The 15,473-nt window shown below is 59.0% G+C and carries 22 protein-coding genes; 8 read left to right on the forward strand and 14 right to left on the reverse strand.

Going from position 1 to position 15,473, the window contains the following annotated elements; translation table 11 throughout:
* Positions 1-284 precede the first annotated feature (284 nt).
* Together AC19YX_RS06430 and AC19YX_RS06435 are read left to right on the forward strand one after the other, a co-directional pair.
* Positions 285-584 (forward strand): hypothetical protein, encoded by a 300-nt coding sequence (locus AC19YX_RS06430; RefSeq protein ID WP_020300165.1) that lies wholly within the window; start codon positions 285-287, stop codon positions 582-584.
* A 293-nt stretch (positions 585-877) separates the two neighbouring features.
* A complete protein-coding gene (locus AC19YX_RS06435; protein ID WP_003179963.1) occupies positions 878-1,090 on the forward strand; it encodes a cold-shock protein in 213 nt (70 codons plus the stop codon).
* A 73-nt stretch (positions 1,091-1,163) separates the two neighbouring features.
* Here the strand turns inward: AC19YX_RS06435 and AC19YX_RS06440 are convergent, their stop codons facing one another.
* Both AC19YX_RS06440 and AC19YX_RS06445 read right to left on the reverse strand, forming a co-directional pair.
* A complete protein-coding gene (locus AC19YX_RS06440; RefSeq protein WP_078474037.1) occupies positions 1,164-1,475 on the reverse strand; it encodes an I78 family peptidase inhibitor in 312 nt (103 codons plus the stop codon).
* A gap of 151 nt (positions 1,476-1,626) precedes the next feature.
* On the reverse strand, positions 1,627-1,932 hold the full coding sequence (locus AC19YX_RS06445; RefSeq protein ID WP_020300167.1) for a hypothetical protein: 306 nt from the start codon (positions 1,930-1,932) through the stop codon (positions 1,627-1,629).
* 165 nt (positions 1,933-2,097) lie between these two features.
* Between AC19YX_RS06445 and AC19YX_RS06450 the strand changes: the two genes are divergently transcribed.
* Complete coding sequence (locus tag AC19YX_RS06450) at positions 2,098-2,310, forward strand: hypothetical protein (RefSeq protein ID WP_020300168.1); 213 nt, start codon at positions 2,098-2,100, stop codon at positions 2,308-2,310.
* A 35-nt stretch (positions 2,311-2,345) separates the two neighbouring features.
* Here AC19YX_RS06450 and AC19YX_RS06455 read toward each other — a convergent pair whose 3' ends face one another.
* The 8 genes from AC19YX_RS06455 to AC19YX_RS06490 form a co-directional block, all read right to left on the reverse strand.
* Positions 2,346-3,374, reverse strand: coding sequence for a nucleoside hydrolase (locus AC19YX_RS06455; RefSeq protein WP_500605941.1), 1,029 nt, complete (start codon positions 3,372-3,374; stop codon positions 2,346-2,348).
* A gap of 41 nt (positions 3,375-3,415) precedes the next feature.
* On the reverse strand, positions 3,416-3,820 hold the full coding sequence (gene rbsD, locus AC19YX_RS06460) for a D-ribose pyranase (protein WP_078474035.1): 405 nt from the start codon (positions 3,818-3,820) through the stop codon (positions 3,416-3,418).
* Positions 3,817-4,734, reverse strand: coding sequence for a ribokinase (gene rbsK / locus AC19YX_RS06465; protein ID WP_500605942.1), 918 nt, complete (start codon positions 4,732-4,734; stop codon positions 3,817-3,819). The genes rbsD and rbsK overlap by 4 nt, the downstream gene beginning before the upstream one ends.
* 23 nt (positions 4,735-4,757) lie before the next feature.
* Positions 4,758-5,777 (reverse strand): LacI family DNA-binding transcriptional regulator, encoded by a 1,020-nt coding sequence (locus tag AC19YX_RS06470; protein ID WP_421547410.1) that lies wholly within the window; start codon positions 5,775-5,777, stop codon positions 4,758-4,760.
* 3 nt (positions 5,778-5,780) lie between these two features.
* Positions 5,781-6,758 (reverse strand): ABC transporter permease, encoded by a 978-nt coding sequence (locus tag AC19YX_RS06475; RefSeq protein ID WP_020300173.1) that lies wholly within the window; start codon positions 6,756-6,758, stop codon positions 5,781-5,783.
* Positions 6,755-8,308, reverse strand: a complete 1,554-nt coding sequence (locus tag AC19YX_RS06480; protein ID WP_500605943.1) for a sugar ABC transporter ATP-binding protein — start codon at positions 8,306-8,308, stop codon at positions 6,755-6,757. The genes AC19YX_RS06475 and AC19YX_RS06480 overlap by 4 nt, the downstream gene beginning before the upstream one ends.
* A 57-nt stretch (positions 8,309-8,365) precedes the next feature.
* A complete protein-coding gene (locus tag AC19YX_RS06485; protein ID WP_201130285.1) occupies positions 8,366-9,322 on the reverse strand; it encodes a sugar ABC transporter substrate-binding protein in 957 nt (318 codons plus the stop codon).
* A gap of 262 nt (positions 9,323-9,584) precedes the next feature.
* Complete coding sequence (locus tag AC19YX_RS06490) at positions 9,585-10,034, reverse strand: hypothetical protein (RefSeq protein WP_078474029.1); 450 nt, start codon at positions 10,032-10,034, stop codon at positions 9,585-9,587.
* Positions 10,035-10,367: 333 nt separating this feature from the next.
* Here AC19YX_RS06490 and AC19YX_RS06495 point away from each other — a divergent pair, with 333 nt between their 5' ends.
* From AC19YX_RS06495 to AC19YX_RS06505, 3 genes are all read left to right on the forward strand, one after another.
* The gene (locus AC19YX_RS06495; protein ID WP_020300178.1) at positions 10,368-11,456 is read left to right on the forward strand and encodes an asparaginase; all 1,089 of its coding nucleotides are present in this window, start codon (positions 10,368-10,370) and stop codon (positions 11,454-11,456) included.
* Positions 11,457-11,666: 210 nt separating this feature from the next.
* On the forward strand, positions 11,667-11,918 hold the full coding sequence (locus AC19YX_RS06500; protein ID WP_078474028.1) for a DUF1654 domain-containing protein: 252 nt from the start codon (positions 11,667-11,669) through the stop codon (positions 11,916-11,918).
* A gap of 4 nt (positions 11,919-11,922) precedes the next feature.
* Positions 11,923-12,612 (forward strand): endonuclease, encoded by a 690-nt coding sequence (locus AC19YX_RS06505; RefSeq protein WP_020300180.1) that lies wholly within the window; start codon positions 11,923-11,925, stop codon positions 12,610-12,612.
* Positions 12,613-12,705: 93 nt separating this feature from the next.
* On the opposite strand, the gene AC19YX_RS06510 is transcribed toward AC19YX_RS06505, so the two are convergent.
* Positions 12,706-13,062, reverse strand: a complete 357-nt coding sequence (locus AC19YX_RS06510) for an SPOR domain-containing protein (RefSeq protein WP_201132145.1) — start codon at positions 13,060-13,062, stop codon at positions 12,706-12,708.
* Between the two features lie 266 nt (positions 13,063-13,328).
* On the opposite strand from AC19YX_RS06510, the gene csrA reads away from it, so the two are divergent.
* Positions 13,329-13,523: a carbon storage regulator CsrA gene (gene csrA / locus AC19YX_RS06515; RefSeq protein WP_007920550.1), complete on the forward strand. Its 195-nt coding sequence runs from the start codon at positions 13,329-13,331 to the stop codon at positions 13,521-13,523.
* Positions 13,524-13,817: 294 nt separating this feature from the next.
* Complete coding sequence (locus AC19YX_RS06520) at positions 13,818-14,066, forward strand: hypothetical protein (protein ID WP_020300182.1); 249 nt, start codon at positions 13,818-13,820, stop codon at positions 14,064-14,066.
* Here AC19YX_RS06520 and AC19YX_RS06525 read toward each other — a convergent pair.
* From AC19YX_RS06525 to AC19YX_RS06535, 3 genes are all read right to left on the reverse strand, one after another.
* Positions 14,063-14,500: a bleomycin resistance protein gene (locus AC19YX_RS06525; RefSeq protein ID WP_500605944.1), complete on the reverse strand. Its 438-nt coding sequence runs from the start codon at positions 14,498-14,500 to the stop codon at positions 14,063-14,065. The genes AC19YX_RS06520 and AC19YX_RS06525 overlap by 4 nt on opposite strands.
* A 185-nt stretch (positions 14,501-14,685) precedes the next feature.
* The gene (locus AC19YX_RS06530) at positions 14,686-15,036 is read right to left on the reverse strand and encodes a hypothetical protein (RefSeq protein ID WP_078474025.1); all 351 of its coding nucleotides are present in this window, start codon (positions 15,034-15,036) and stop codon (positions 14,686-14,688) included.
* A gap of 90 nt (positions 15,037-15,126) precedes the next feature.
* The gene (locus tag AC19YX_RS06535; RefSeq protein WP_020300185.1) at positions 15,127-15,447 is read right to left on the reverse strand and encodes a helix-turn-helix domain-containing protein; all 321 of its coding nucleotides are present in this window, start codon (positions 15,445-15,447) and stop codon (positions 15,127-15,129) included.
* Between the last annotated feature and the right edge of the window lie 26 nt (positions 15,448-15,473).

A 15,473-nucleotide genomic window follows, 5' to 3' on the forward strand; every position in this document is an offset into this window, starting at 1 on the left:
CGCCTGCCGCACAGTGGCAGGGGCCTTGGCGGCCAACCGGAAAATCGAACCAGAGTGACTGGGATTCAAATCAAAAGATTGGGGCATAAGGGGCAAGGACAATTGAATTCGTCCAAAGCCGGCAAATACCCAAGCCGGGCATGCTAGCACAGATGAACGGTCATCGCGCTGCGGCCACCTGGTTAATAGGCTTTTGTGCAAGAAAGTGAACTTGATGTGTACCGGCGGCCTCAAATAATCGGAGAATCGCCATTCTTGCTATCGACCTCAGGAGAGCCCGACTCATGCGCCTCACTAAATTACTCGCCCTAGCCGCCCCCTTTGCCCTGCTTTTGCCTCTTAGCGCCCAAGCTGCCTGGCCCACCGGTCTGCGCGCCGACTATATGAAGGATTGCACCGCCGCTGCCAGCCAGAGCGTCGATGCCAAGACCGCTGAGAAGCACTGCGCGTGCGGCGCGGACAAACTGAACGAAAAATTCACCGGTGAGCAAATCAAAGAGCTGATGAGCAAGCAGAATCCGCCCAGCGCAGAACTCAGAACCAAGGCGCTGGATGCAATTGCAGCTTGCCGGGTAGTGAAATAGCTCGAAGCTATCAGTGAAGGGACACTTTTTCAGGGCTAAAGCAGGCTGAAAAAGTGGCTTTTTTCACAATTTACGCAGCTTTTACGGCTTTTTTTATAACCGATTATTTTCTGCCAAAGCCCCTTAAACCGGGGGTTTCAGCCGACCAGAGCAACAAAAAGCATGCAACTACCAGGTAAACAGCACCGCCGGGGGGCTCCCAAGTCGAACATTTCGACTATGATAGCCCGGTGTGCCCAGTTGGCCTGAGCAGCACAGCACTACTGAAAATATATGTTTCTTGGAGATACACCATGTCTAATCGCCAAACCGGCACCGTAAAATGGTTCAACGATGAAAAAGGCTTCGGCTTCATCACTCCTCAAGGTGGCGGTGACGACCTGTTCGTACACTTCAAAGCTATTGAAAGCGACGGTTTCAAAAGCCTGAAAGAAGGCCAAACCGTTTCCTTCGTGGCTGAGAAAGGCCAAAAGGGTATGCAAGCTGCACAAGTTCGCCCAGAGTAAAATCTACGCGAGCTAAAAAAACCCCGTCCATGTGACGGGGTTTTTTATGTGCGCTGACAATGTCTTGAAGCAATCAGCCGCAATTGACCCGGGTAATCACCAGGTTGGCATCGGTATTGAGGTTCAAGCGGTCAGAACGGTATTCTAGGGTGATCATGTCATTCGGCTTGAGAATTCGTGCATTCTGCGCCCCCGCACGGGTACGGGCCTGCTCCAGCAGTTCAGGGGAAGCCTTCTTGCCAATAGCGAACTCGGCGGCTTTCGACTCACAACGACTGTTACCGGAATCGGCAACCACTGGGTCCTTTTCCGCTCCCGAGGTGCTGCACCCAGCCAGGGTGATCGCGGCCAGCAGGGTGGCGAATGATGCAAGCTTCCAAGGCATGAAGCCTCCTTTTCAAAAATAAGCAGAGATCGTGCGACAGCGGCAGGGACGTTTGGTTTCAAAAAAATGGCCATTTGCCCTGTGGCGGACAAGTCTGCCTCAGACGCGACTCAAGCCTGAGCACACAATCGTCACTGAATATGAACAGCGTTCAATAAATGTCGATGTAGTCGAACGGCGGCTTGGGCCAGTTCTGTTTCAACGCGTTGAATATCTGCATGACCCAGACTTCATCGCTGGCCGCCACCAGACCTACATAACCAGAGCCGGCGGCCCAAGTTTCGAGCCGGAACAGCAGGTCATCGATATCAACGCCTCCCACCACTCCCGAGGAAAGGTAGGCAATACCGCCTTTGGTAACCCGCAATTGGGTATGAACGTTGTCACTGGCCGACGCCAGCAACTGCCGAACCGCCTCAAGGGTCAAGGCGTCAGGGTTATTCAAATCGATCTGCACGCGAGCTTCCTTGAAAACAGACAAAACCCAAGTGTCGCATAGCCCTCCCCTCATGCCTAAGTAGCAGTGCTAAAAATCTGGCAAGATGTTTAACTTTGCCGCACCGCCAATACCGCACCAGTGCCTTTCAGGCCCCGCCTCAACTACAGACATCGTGAGATTTTCATGGCCATCGTAAGTATCGACGCCGACATCAAAGCCAAGTGGCCACAAGGCCATTGCTCCTACAGCCCCGGCAGCCCGGAGGAACTGGCAATCATCGGTATCGACCTGCTGGTCAAGGAGTTCGGAACCCAGGCTGCCCAGGCGTTTATCCGACAAGTCTTCGAAAAGTACCCTGCCGACCACCCGGGCGCTCCGGATCCCGAGCGCGAGTGACAGCCCTCAGGCTGACCGCGCTCAAGCACGCAGATTTATTTCAGCCGAGCCAGGCGCTCAGTCAGCAGATCGAAGAAGCCCTGGGCGTCGCCGTTTTCAACCCAGAACACGTTCTTCGGCTGCTTCAAACCGTCGTACCAATCGACAATGGTCTGGCCGAAAGTCGGACCTTCGCGACTGTCGATCACCATATTGGCCTGACGCCCGCTGAATAATTCGGGCTTGAGCAGGTAGGCGATCACCGTGGCATCGTGCACCGGACCGCCCGGAATGCCGTAATGCTGCATATCGCCCTTGACGTACTCGTTGAGAATATCGCCCACGATCTTGCTCGCCTGGTTGTTCAAGGCCGCGATTTTCTGCAGGCGCGCCTCGCTGGTCAGCACTTTATGGGTGACGTCCAGCGGCAGGTACGTCAGCTTCACCCCACTCTTGAGCACCACCTCGGCGGCCTGTGGATCGGCAAACAGGTTGAACTCAGCCACTGGGGTGATATTGCCGCCATTGAAGTGCGCGCCGCCCATGACCACCACCTCCTTGATGCCCTGGGTGATATCCGGCGCCTGGATCAGGGCCAGCGCGAGGTTGGTCTGCGGGCCGAGCATGGCGATGGTGATGCTGTGAGGCTTGGCTGCACGCAGGGTATCGATCAGGTAATTGACCGCATTGCCTTTGGCCAGCGCCGCCTTGGGCTCATGTACAGTGACCCCGGAAATACCTTCCTTGCCATGAATGTTTTCGGCATAGATCGGCGTCCGCAGCAGTGGGCCCGGCGCCCCCGCGTACACCGGAACCTCTTCACGCCCTGCCCACTCACGGGCCAGGCGAGCATTGCGCGACGTCTTGTCCAGGCGCACGTTGCCGGCGACCGTGGTCAGCGCACGCACCTGCAACTCCTCGGGTGAGGCCAGGGCGAACAGCAAGGCGACCACATCGTCGGCCCCCGGATCGGTGTCGATGATCAGGTCGATTTTTTCCGCCGCCTGGGCGCTTGTAGCAGTGAGCAAAGACAAAAGCAGCAGACTCCGAAGCCAATGGTGCAGTAGCTGAGCATAGCGGTGCATGGCGCACTCCTTGTGCGTGAAGAAATAACAGGCCGGGTTGGCTAGAAGGTCACCCCGGCAATCAAGGCGATATTGCAGTAAGGCTGACACTCACCGGTGCGCACCACGGCTCGTGCCCGGCGGCTGAGTACCTTGAATGCCTCATGACTCAACAGCTCGCGCGAGCCCAGCTCGCCACTGGTGCTCAACTCATCCAGCGCCTGCAGGGCCGGCGGATGCTTGAGCAAGATCTCTTCGGCAAGTACATGACTCTCCACCTGCATTTCACTGAGCACCACCCGCAGGGTCGTGACGAAATCCGGGACGCCGTGGGTCAAGGCCAGGTCGATCAGCTCGACGCCAGCCGGCACCGGCAGCCCGGCATCGCCGATCACCACGATATCGCCATGCCCCAGGGAGGCAACCAAACGCGACAGTGCGACGTTGAGCAAAGGTGTCTTTTTCATGAGGGAGAGAACGCCTGGACGTCGGACAGCGTGGGGATAGAAGGTTGCGCGCCGGCTCGGGTCACCGACAACGCCGCAGCGACCTGGCCAAAACTGATGGCCTCGGCTTCGCTTTTACCGGCAGCCAAGGCCGCCGCGAATGCGCCGACAAAGGTGTCGCCCGCCGCCGTGGTGTCGATCGCCTCGACCTTGGCCGCCGGGAAGTAATCAAAGCGTGCGCCATCGGCGAACAACGAGCCCTGAGCCCCCAGTGTCACGATGACCTTCCCCGCACCGGCGGCAATCAGCTGGCTGGCTGCGGCTTCTGCACTCTCCCGGGAATTCACCGGCAAGCCGCTCAGGGCCGAAGCCTCGCTCTCATTGGGAATCAAGTAATCAATCGACGCATACCAATCAGCCGGCAAGGGCCCGCTGGCCGGCGCCGGGTTGAGAATCACGGTCTTGCCCAGTTCCCGCCCGCGCTTGAGGGCATAACCCACAGTCGAATACGGCACCTCAAGCTGGCAGATGATTACATCGGCTGCCTGCAGGATTGCGTCAAACCCTGCCACCACCTCGGGGGCGAGCTGGGCGTTGGCCCCGGCAACAATGACGATGGCATTCTGGCTGCTGTCGTCGACCACGATCAGCGCCACCCCGCTGGAACCCTCGATCACGCTGACCGCCTGGCAATCGATGGTCTCGGCCAGCAAGGCGCCGCGCAGCTGTTCGCCATAGGCATCGTCGCCCACGCAGCCGACCATCGACACCTGTGCGCCCAACCGGGCCGCAGCCACCGCCTGGTTCGCTCCCTTGCCGCCGGGCACCGTGGCGAAGGATTTTCCAATCAGGGTTTCACCACCTCGGGGCAGGCGCTCGGCCCGGGTTACCAGGTCCATGTTCAGGCTGCCCACTACCACTACTTTTGCTGACATACATCGGTACTCATCAATTCGATTCAGCGGTATTCGGCGAATGCCCCGGCCAGCGGTGCAGTCGACTCTCGCAAGACAATGTTGGGTGTAACGATGCGCTGATCGATCGCCTGGCCCGGCTTGGCAATCCGCCGCAGCAGCAGCTCCGCGGCCTTTTCGCCCAGTTGCAGGATCGACTGGCCGACGGTGGTCAGCGCGGGATAGACGTAACGGCTCATCTGGATATCGTCGAAGCCAATCACCGAGAGTTCGCTGGGCACCCGGATATTGCGCTCTGCCGCCGCTCGCAGCACGCCGATGCCCATCATGTCGTTGCCGGCAAAAATGGCGCTTGGCGGGTTGTTCTGCAGCAGCAACGCCGCAGCGCTATACCCACCGGTACTGGTGAAATCGCTTTGCAGAATGCGCTCTGGCGGGACCGCAACCCCCGCCCCTTTCAATGCCCGGAGAAACCCCGCCAGGCGCATCTGCGCCACGCTGGTATTGGCCGGGCCGCCAATGCAGGCGATATCGCGATGGCCCAGTTCGAGCAAATGCCGAGTGGCCAGGTACGCGCCGTATTCGTGATCGATGCGCACCAGGTCCGCATCCACGCCTTCGAGCCCACGGTCGACGATCACCATGGGCGTGCGCACAGCAGCCAGGCCTTCCGCCAGCCCGCTGTCGCCGCCAGCCGAGGTGACGATCAGCCCGTCGACGCGTTTCTCCAGCAGCACCCGCAGGTAACTGCTCTGCTTGTGCGGGTTATCGTCGGAATTACACAGGATCACGCAGTAACCATTGCGCTCGCAGTAATCCTCAATACCCCGAGCCAGCTCCGCAAAGTACGGATTGAGGCTGTTGGGCACCAGCAAACCAATGGTCGCGGTGGTCTTGGCCTTCAGCGACCGCGCGACGGCGCTGGGCACATAATCGAGGTGCTTGATTGCCGCCTCGACCTTGACCCGCACCTCTTCGCTGACCGGCCGCGTCTTGTTCACTACATGGGACACCGTGGTATAGGAAATCCCCGCGAGCGCCGCCACATCCTTGATTGTTGCCATGAATCAAACCCGCCGAAGTGCACGCTGACTGCGATAAGTATCCAGCACCACGGCAATCACGATGACCGCGCCGGTGATGATGCGTTTGGTCGGCTCAGACGCGCCGATTTGCGCGAGACCTGCAGCCAGCACAGAGATAATCAAAACGCCGAAGAAGGTGCTGATCACCGAACCACGCCCACCCATCAGGCTGGTGCCGCCAATCACCACCGCAGCGATGACCTGCAACTCCAGGCCGGAGCCCGCATTCGGGTCCGCCGCCTCCAGGCGTGAAATCTGGAACAGTGCCGCCACGCCGGCCAGCAACCCCATCAGACTGAACACCAGGATCTTGTAGGGCTTGGGATTGATCCCCGCCAGGCGCACCGCTTCTTCGTTGGTGCCGATACCGATCAGGTAGCGACCAAACACGGTACGCGTCAGCACTGCCTGGGCGACGAAAATAATCAACAGGGCAATGATAAACGAGGGAGAAATGCCAAAGGCAATCGGATTCGACAGCCAGGCAAAGGCATCGCCGATGTAGGCAGTTCGCGAACCGGTCATCTGGTAGGCCACACCCCGGGCCATTTCCAGCACGCCGAGGGACACGATAAAGGACGGAATGCGCCAGGCCACGGTGATCGAACCGGTGATGGTTCCGGCCAGCGCCGCGCAGGCCATGCCCAACAAGGCGGCAGGCAGCACGCTCCAGCCCCAGCCGAGAATCGCCACGCTGACGGTCGACGCCGCCAGGGCCAGCACCGAACCCACCGACAGGTCGATGCCGCCGATGATCAGTACGAAGGTCATGCCCACCGCCAGCACCATCAGGTCGGGAATCTGGTTGGCCAGGGTACTGAAGGTGTCATAGGACAAAAAATGACTGCTCAGGGTCGAGAACAGGATGATCATCGCCAGCAAGGCGCCCGCCAGGCCGAGGTAAGTCCCCAGGCCGTAATAGTTGCCAGCACGCTTGCCGGTTGCAGGTGCAGTTTTCATGGTGCATTCCTAGGCGCCGCTTCATTGAGCAACGCATCACGTTTTTGATGGCCGGCAAATGCGGCGGCAAGCAATTCATCCTGGGTCCAGCTGTCGCGCTCGAAGGTGTCGATCAGGCGCCCGGCGGACAGCACACCGATGCGATCACAGATCAACATCAGCTCGCGCAGATCACTGGAAACCACCACCAGCGCCTTGCCCTGGCGCGTCAACTCGCCGAGCAAGGCATAGATATCGAACTTGGCGCCGACGTCGATGCCGCGAGTCGGCTCATCAAACAGCAGCACCGAACAATCGCGCTCCAACCAGCGGCCGATGACCACCTTCTGCTGGTTGCCGCCCGAAAGCTCGCTGACCAGTTGTGCCGGTCCGGAGCTGCGGATACGCATGGCATCGATCTGCCGTTGTGCCAGCCGTGCCTCGCTCTGGCCGTTGACCAGCCCGGCACTGGAAATAGCCGGCATGTTGCCCAGGGCGATATTCGCTCCGATCGACTGGCTCAACAGCAGCCCCTCGCCCTTGCGGTCCTCGGTGATCAGAGCAATGCCATGGGCCACCGCATCGGCAGGCGAGCGAACGCTCACCACCTGCTCCGCCGTTCCCAAGGCCACCGTACCGCTGTCGGCTTTATCCGCGCCGAAGATCAGACGCAACAACTCGGTACGCCCGGCCCCGATCAGGCCGGAAATCCCGAAAATCTCGCCACTGCGCACGCTGAAGGAAACGTCATGCACCTTATCCGAACGGCTCAGCCCCTTCACCGTCAACGCTGGGCCGCCAATCTGCCGTGGTCCCAGGTCGATGTGTTCGCCCAACTCGCGCCCCACCATCAGGTTGACCAGTTGCTCGCTGTTGTAATTGGCCATGGGCTCGACACAGACCAGGCAACCGTCGCGCAACACGGCGATGCGCTGTGCCACCCGCGCCAGTTCTTCCAGGCGATGGGAGATGTAAATGATCGACACGCCCCGGGCTTGCAGGCGGGTGATTTGCTCGAACAGCATTTCGACTTCCCGCGAGGTGAGCATCGCGGTCGGTTCGTCGAGAATCAGCACATGGCAATCGCCGATCAGGTTGCGGGCGATTTCCACCATTTGCTGGTGCCCGATGCCGAGTTCGCCGACCAGGGTGTCGGGGTCGATGGCGTCCAGCCCGACCTGGGCCATGGCCTCGATCGCCGCCTTGCGCAATTGCTTGCGGCTGATCCATCCGCCGCGACTGGGCAGGTTGTCGAGAAACAGGTTTTCCGCAACCGACAGGGTCGGCAGCAGGTTGAGCTCTTGCATGACCATGCGGATACCCAGGTCTTCGGCCTGGGTGCGGCTGCCAGGGCGATACGCCTGGCCATTGAACTGCATCTGCCCGGTGGTGGGCGTGACCAGGCCACCGATGATTTTCGACAGGGTGCTTTTGCCGGCGCCGTTTTCACCGGTCAGTGCCAGCACCTCACCGCGCATCAGCGTCAGATCGATGCCGGTCAGGACCGGTTGGACGTAGGTCTTGCCGATACCGCTGACCGTCAGGACAGCGTTCGCAGCGGAAACTGACATAGGAAACTCTCCATGCGCCCGCCCCTGTGGACGGACGCCGTTGTGCCGCCAGAATGACTACTTGGTGACCAGTTCAACCGGAGTTTCGATGACGCCGTTGGTGCCGCTGTCGACCTTCTCGCCCTTGAGGATTTTCAACGCAGTCTCGATGCCGAACACCGCCTGCTTGGCGGCAAACTGGTCGGCCGTCGCCAGTACTCGGCCGTCCTTGAGCATCGGCTTGATCGCGTTGATGTTGTCGTAGCCCACCACCTGGACCTTGCCCGCCTTGCCTGCTGCACGCACTGCCGAAACCGCACCGACGGCCATGCTGTCATTGCCGGCCAGCAGCGCCTTGATATTCGGGTACTCGCTGAGCATGGCCGACGCCACGCGGTTGCCGGCGTCGATTTCCCAATCACCGGACTGCAGGGAAACCACCTTGACCTGGGCCGCCTCCATCGCGTCCTTGAAGCCAGCGGTACGCTGCTGCGCGTTGGTGGTGGTGGACACGCCTTCGATGATCCCGACCTCATCACCGGCCTTCAATTGTTTGGCCAGGTACTCGCCCACCAGCCGCGCACCCTTGCGGTTATCAGGCCCGACAAAAGGCACGCTGATGTTTTTGCTCTTGAGCACTGCCGGATCGAGCTGGTTGTCGATGTTGATCACGGTGATGCCGGCATCCATGGCTTTTTTGATCACCGGCACCATGGCCTTGGAATCAGCCGGGGCAATCACCAGGGCGTTGACCTTGGACACGATCATCTGCTCGACGATACGGATCTGGTTGGCGGTGTCGGTTTCGTCCTTGATGCCGTTGGAGACCAGGTCGAAATCGGCGGGATGTTCTTTCTGATAAGCCTTGGCGCCATCTTCCATGGTCAGGAAGAACTCGTTGGCCAGGGACTTCATGACCAGGGCGACCTTGGGTTTTTGAGCGGTATCGGCGTAGGCCGAAGAGAAAGGAAGCGCAGCGGATGCCGCGGCCAGGATAGCGACAGCGAGAAGACGTCCAGCAAATGGCAGCTTCATGGATTGACTCCGATCTTATGATTATTGTGAGCAGCGCCTGCAAGGTTAGAAGCTTTGACGATCGCCACCGCTGACAACGGCAATCAACGCGCGCTTCAAGGAATGAAAGTCACCCCTTGAATACCTCGCAAACGTTTGCGGAAATCAACTATGCGAACGCTACGGCGTTTTGTCAACGCATAACCCTATCATCGGAGAATCCTCGACACCCCCGCTCCAACATGCCGAAAACCCTCTTTCGAGGGTCGGCACTGGCACTTTTTCAGGCGGTGGTGCTAATCACTGAGCCGGAGGATGAGCCTTTGCTCAGCTCCGTGACCAAACGGCCGGAGACGTCCAGCAGCGCCCCATTGGTATCGGCAATCTGACCTTGAACCGCCATCACCATGGTCTGCTTCGCTTCAGGGGTCGGATAGTTGGCCGCCTGGGCCGCTGCCAGTTGTTGCTGCTGTTGCTTGAGCTGCTCCTGCAACTCCTGCATGCGCTTGAGCAGGATCTGCACCGCGATGCTGTTGCCACCGCCATCGGAACCTTGCGCAGAACCTTCTTCGGCCTGCGACGCCCCACCCGCCTTGACCTTGTCCTGGTCATCGGTGCCCAGGACCTGTGACGCCGTATCGGCAGTCGCCTTGCTCAACGCGTCGATGGTGGCCGGCGACTTGCCATTGATGGTGATCGCACCGGCACTTGGGAAACCGACTGAAAAAGACATATGAGCTCCTGAAAAAATACCCTTTGAACAGCATCGACCGGCCAGGCCGATTCTTTAGCCCGTGGCAAAACGCCATTAGCGGACACGGGCCGTTTTCGGATTGCCGAACAGAGCACTCGCCAAATGTTCGGAAACCCGGACAAAGTTCCACGTCGATCAAATAACAACTGAAATAAAATTGATATAAATCAATAACTTAAAATACTTAACGAGCCAATGTGACGCTGGTACAGATCCTGCTCCCTCCTCATCGCCCCACGGCATTCAGATCTGCCGCCGGGGTGTTTCTAGATGAACTTGCACCAGCACCGTCTCACCACTAGAGAGAAAATAATGAAATCTGCCTTTAATACCTTTGTTCCGGGCGCTTTGGCCCTGCTCCTGCTCCTGCCTACTGCACTGCAAGCAAAAGAAGCCGAGACCCAACAGAAACTGGCCAACGTCGTGGTCCTTGCCACCGGCGGCACCATTGCCGGCGCTGGCGCCAGCGCCGCCAACAGCGCCACTTACCAGGCCGCCAAGGTGGGTATCGAACAACTGATCGCCGGGATTCCGGAACTGAGCACGCTGGCCAATGTTCGTGGCGAGCAAGTCATGCAGATCGCCTCCGAAAGCATCACCAACGACAACCTGCTGCAACTGGGCCGTCGCGTCGCCGAACTGGCCGACAGCAAGGACGTCGATGGCATCGTGATCACCCACGGTACCGACACCCTGGAAGAAACCGCCTACTTCCTCAACCTCGTGGAAAAAACCGACAAGCCAATCGTCGTGGTCGGCTCCATGCGTCCAGGCACCGCCATGTCGGCTGACGGCATGCTCAACCTGTACAACGCCGTGGCTGTTGCCGGCAGCAAGAACGCTCGCGGCAAGGGCGTACTGGTCACCATGAACGACGAGATCCAGTCGGGTCGTGATGTCAGCAAAATGATCAACATCAAGACCGAAGCCTTCAAGAGCCCATGGGGCCCGCTGGGCATGGTGGTCGAAGGCAAATCCTACTGGTTCCGCCTGCCAGCCAAGCGCCACACCATGGATTCGGAATTCGACATCAAGAACATCAAGAGCCTGCCTGACGTCGAAATCGCCTACGGCTACGGCAACGTGAGCGACACCGCCTACAAAGCCCTGGCCCAAGGCGGCGCCAAAGCCATCATCCACGCCGGCACCGGCAACGGTTCGGTGTCTTCGCGGGTTGTGCCGGCCCTGCAGGAACTGCGCAAGAATGGCGTGCAGATCATTCGCTCGTCCCATGTCAATGCCGGCGGCTTTGTTCTGCGCAACGCAGAACAGCCTGACGACAAGTACGACTGGGTCGTCGCCCATGATCTGAACCCACAGAAAGCCCGCATCCTGGCCATGGTTGCCCTGACCAAGACTCAGGACAGCAAAGAGCTGCAACGGATGTTCTGGGAATACTGATAGCACTCGCCCGACCTTCCCTGGTCGGGCACCCTGCCGCTTGCACGCCCGGGCGAGCGGCCCCCCTCCCGCCCGCCGCAATAAAAAACCCCCACGATTTCAGACAAATCGGAAAAAGTGCTGTCAGAAGATTTTCTTGAATTTTAAGCAGTTGCGAAATTGCCTACAGTTAAATACTGTACGCACGTACAGCTTAATAAGGATTACTCCGTGGCCAAGTCTTCTGCTGCAAGCAATACCCCGCCAGGCTCCTACGAACGGATGGGGCTACGCGTTCAAAAAATCATCAACTCCCCTACCGCACAAAAGGCCAAAGCCGCACTGATCTTCCGCCTTGAAGATGAGCCTGCGGACGAATGGGCGCGTCTATTGGAGGAAATTGCTGAAAACGACAATGTCACCCTGGCCTATCGGGACGACGGCGGCGTGCAGATTTTCTGGGTCGTGCCGAAGGAAGATTGAGTCGATGATTGTCCGCTGTCTGGTTTTTTTGCTGTTCTGCGTTGCCCTCAATGCCCAAGCCGATGCGCCAAGTACGTTCAGCCAAGCGAAAAAGGTCGCCTGGAAGCTCTACGCCCCGCAATCCACCGAGTTCTACTGTGGCTGTAAATACAACGGCAATCGCGTGGACCTTGCGGCGTGCGGTTACATACCGCGCAAGAACGCCAATCGCGCAGCCCGTATCGAGTGGGAGCACATCGTCCCGGCCTGGCAGATTGGCCACCAGCGCCAATGCTGGCAACAGGGCGGGCGCAAGAACTGCACCCGCACCGACAAGATCTACCAGCGCGCCGAGGCAGACCTGCACAACCTGGTGCCGAGCATCGGCGAGGTGAATGGCGACCGCAATAACTTCAGCTTTGGCTGGCTGCCGGAGAAAACCGGGCAATACGGCTCATGCCTGACCCAGGTCGACTTCAAGGCGAAGAAGGTCATGCCGCGCCCTTCGATTCGCGGAATGATCGCCCGTACTTATTTCTACATGAGCAAGCAATACGGTCTGAACCTGTCCAAACAGGATCGCCAGCTGTATGAAGCCTGGAACAAGACCTACCCGGTCCAGGCCTGGGAACGCCAGCGCAATCAAAGCGTAGGCTGCGTGATGGGCCACGGTAACGACTTTGTTGGCCCGGTGGATCTGAAAGCCTGCGGCTAGCCTTCAGCGCCAAGGCCTCGCCGGTTCTGCGAGGCCTGGATCCAACCTTTCAGGCGAGGTTGCCGACCGTGCCTGTCGTCAGCCCCTTCAAGCTCACTGCGTTGCCCGGTGCTCGATCACCGTTGCATTGACGTTGCGCTTCTTGGCCTTGGCCAACTTCTCCTCGAGCTCGGCCTTTTTCGCCTCGGCTTCAGCCTGGGAGTTGAACGGCCCAACCAGAATCAATTGCTTGCCGTCCTGCATCACCACGCTGGAGATGATGCCGTGCTCGATCAGCCAGCCGGTCATATCGCTCACCGCCTGCGGCAGATCGCTACCCACCAGCACGTCCCACTGCGGGGTCGCCGCCTCTTGTACCTGTTGAGCCTGGGCCGGCGCAGCGGGCTTATTGCCGGCGTCTGCCACCTTGCCTTCGCCGCAGCCAGCCAAGGCCAATACCGCAACCATCATCGCTACTGTGCGCACAACCTACCCCTTAAAATTCTGAGGCGGCGATTTTAACACTGCCGGCTGCCAGGTCACTGCCACAAAAACAGGCCGAAACAGGGAGAATCATGTTTATCGCCTCTGTATAGTTGCACCCTGGGAATTAATACATCGTCTGCGCGTCAGAAAAGAGGCACCCACTCAGTGGAACTTCGCACTAATCTATACATACGACCGATATCTGCACTGTCTGAAATCAGGTGCCCTACTACGCAATCAAGGAGAAGCTCATGCTGATACTCACCCGCAAAGTCGGTGAAAGCATAAACATCGGTGACGACATTACGATCACCATCCTGGGCGTCAGCGGCCAGCAAGTCCGGATCGGCATCAACGCCCCCAAAGACGTAGCCGTACACCGTGAAGAGATCTATCAACGGATCCAGGCCGGGCTTACCGCTCCGGACAAACGCGAAACACCTTGAGCTTGATGAGTTGCCAGCCCTTTGTCTGACCACAATGGCTGGCGCTGGACTCAGTCTCATTCCCTCCCTGCTTCGCTAGCGCCCCCTTCCTGCAACTCGACCTGAAAAGTGCAAGGCCCTGTCCTTTTGCGCCCAAGGCACGCGGCTGCCTGCACCACCGGCAATTAGCCACCTTTGTATAAATGCCCAGTAACGCATGGCGCTGTCGCAGGAGTAGCTTTCAGCTATCGCACGTACGCGAGTCAGCCAGCGTCAACGACGCCAGTCGATGCCTTATGAACCAGGAGCAGTTTGATGCAAGAGTTCGCTTATCTGCTGATCACCAATGACCCGAATGCGATGAGAACCGTTGCCGCGTGCTCCACAGAAGGCCTGTACCAGGTCAAGCGTGGCATTTTCACGTTCCGCTCCAGGGCTAATGTCGACTTCCTGCACCGCGCCCTCTCCATCATCAGCGATGAATTCGGCATCATTCCGGTGCAGCAGGCTGAGTACAAAACCAATCGCGACACGGTCTGCAAAGCCTTCAGCCAGCTTTCCTAGGCAGCCCCGCCCTCCACTGGCTTGAACCCCAGGTCCTGAGTGAAGCGCAACAGATAACCATCAGGATCGAGCAGCAAACAGTTCAGTTCCCCATGCAACAGGGCATCGTGACGATACCAGCGCTCCTCGATTTCCTTGCGCAATGGGTAACCGGCGTCGGCCAGGGCTTGAACCAACACTGCAAGGTCAGGGCATTCGATCGACAGGTTCATACCGCGCCCAAACGGCTGCTCCAGTGGGCCGACGCGCCATGGGGACGCTTCGCCATCGTCCTGCTCCAACATCAGTTGGCTGCCATGGAACGACAAAAAGGCAAACAGGTGCTCCGGACGCTCGTATTCGACCTTGAACCCCAGCACATCGCGGTAAAACGTCAGACTCCGCTGCAAGTCACTGACGAGCATCTCCGGAACCAGGGCATTCATCACAAACATCGGCTGCGTCCATTCAGGTAAATTTGAGGGGCGAGCCTACAACCCCCGACCCGGTTTACGCAGCCCCCGCTTACCAATGTTCACAACTGATTAAAACTTCGCAACAGATGACGCGGTGAAGCCCCCCATTGCATCAGGCATAAAAAAGGCGCCTAAACCGAGACGCCTTTGGGCCCTGCTACGCGTTACAGGCACGTACCCAGGGCCGCGAGCCTGCGCTTGGCGATCCAGTCGTCGTGAAGCGCGTAGTAACTGACGCTGGTGCCCGAAGCCTGCACCTGGATATCGGCAAAGGACTCCGCGGAACGCGTATAGACCGTGTACCCACCGCCTTTGCGCGGCTCCAGATAGGCAGCAGCATCGACGCCGAAGACCGCCTCGTCCTGCCAGGCAAACTGCACGCACTGCGCCACCAGTTGATCGGCCTTGGCCGAAGAGAGCACCCGCGAAGGACTCTTGGAGCGCGCTTCATTCATTGCCGAACTCGCGCATCCCGCAAGCAACGCCGCGGCGATCATCGCCATTAACACCCGCATGATGCTACCTCGTGCTGAAAAACCGAGAGTATCGCCCACCCTGGAGCCGGCAGATACCACACAGCCAGAAAAACCCCTGGCGACCCGCGCTCAGCACTCCGCCAGGGATGAGGCCAGTTGGGCAATGGCCTCCTGATCGTCTTCGCCCAGGCTGCGGTAATGCTCGATGATCCGGCTTTCTTCCGCACTCAGCTGGCCGTCCGACAGCTTCGAACGCTCACCGGTCAGGACATACAGCAAATCCACGCCCTTGCGCCCCACCGCCATCAGGTAATCCGACTTGGGCAGCCGCTCGCCGCTCTCGTAACGACCCTGGGCATTGGCCTCAACCCCGCCAATGGCACCAAACTCTTGCTGGGAAAGACCAAGCGCCTTGCGCTCCTCTTTCAACCGTTCTCCAAACTTGTCCATGGAATTCCTCATTCATGACGCAACAC

The organism is Pseudomonas sp. MF09150, from assembly GCF_059862355.1.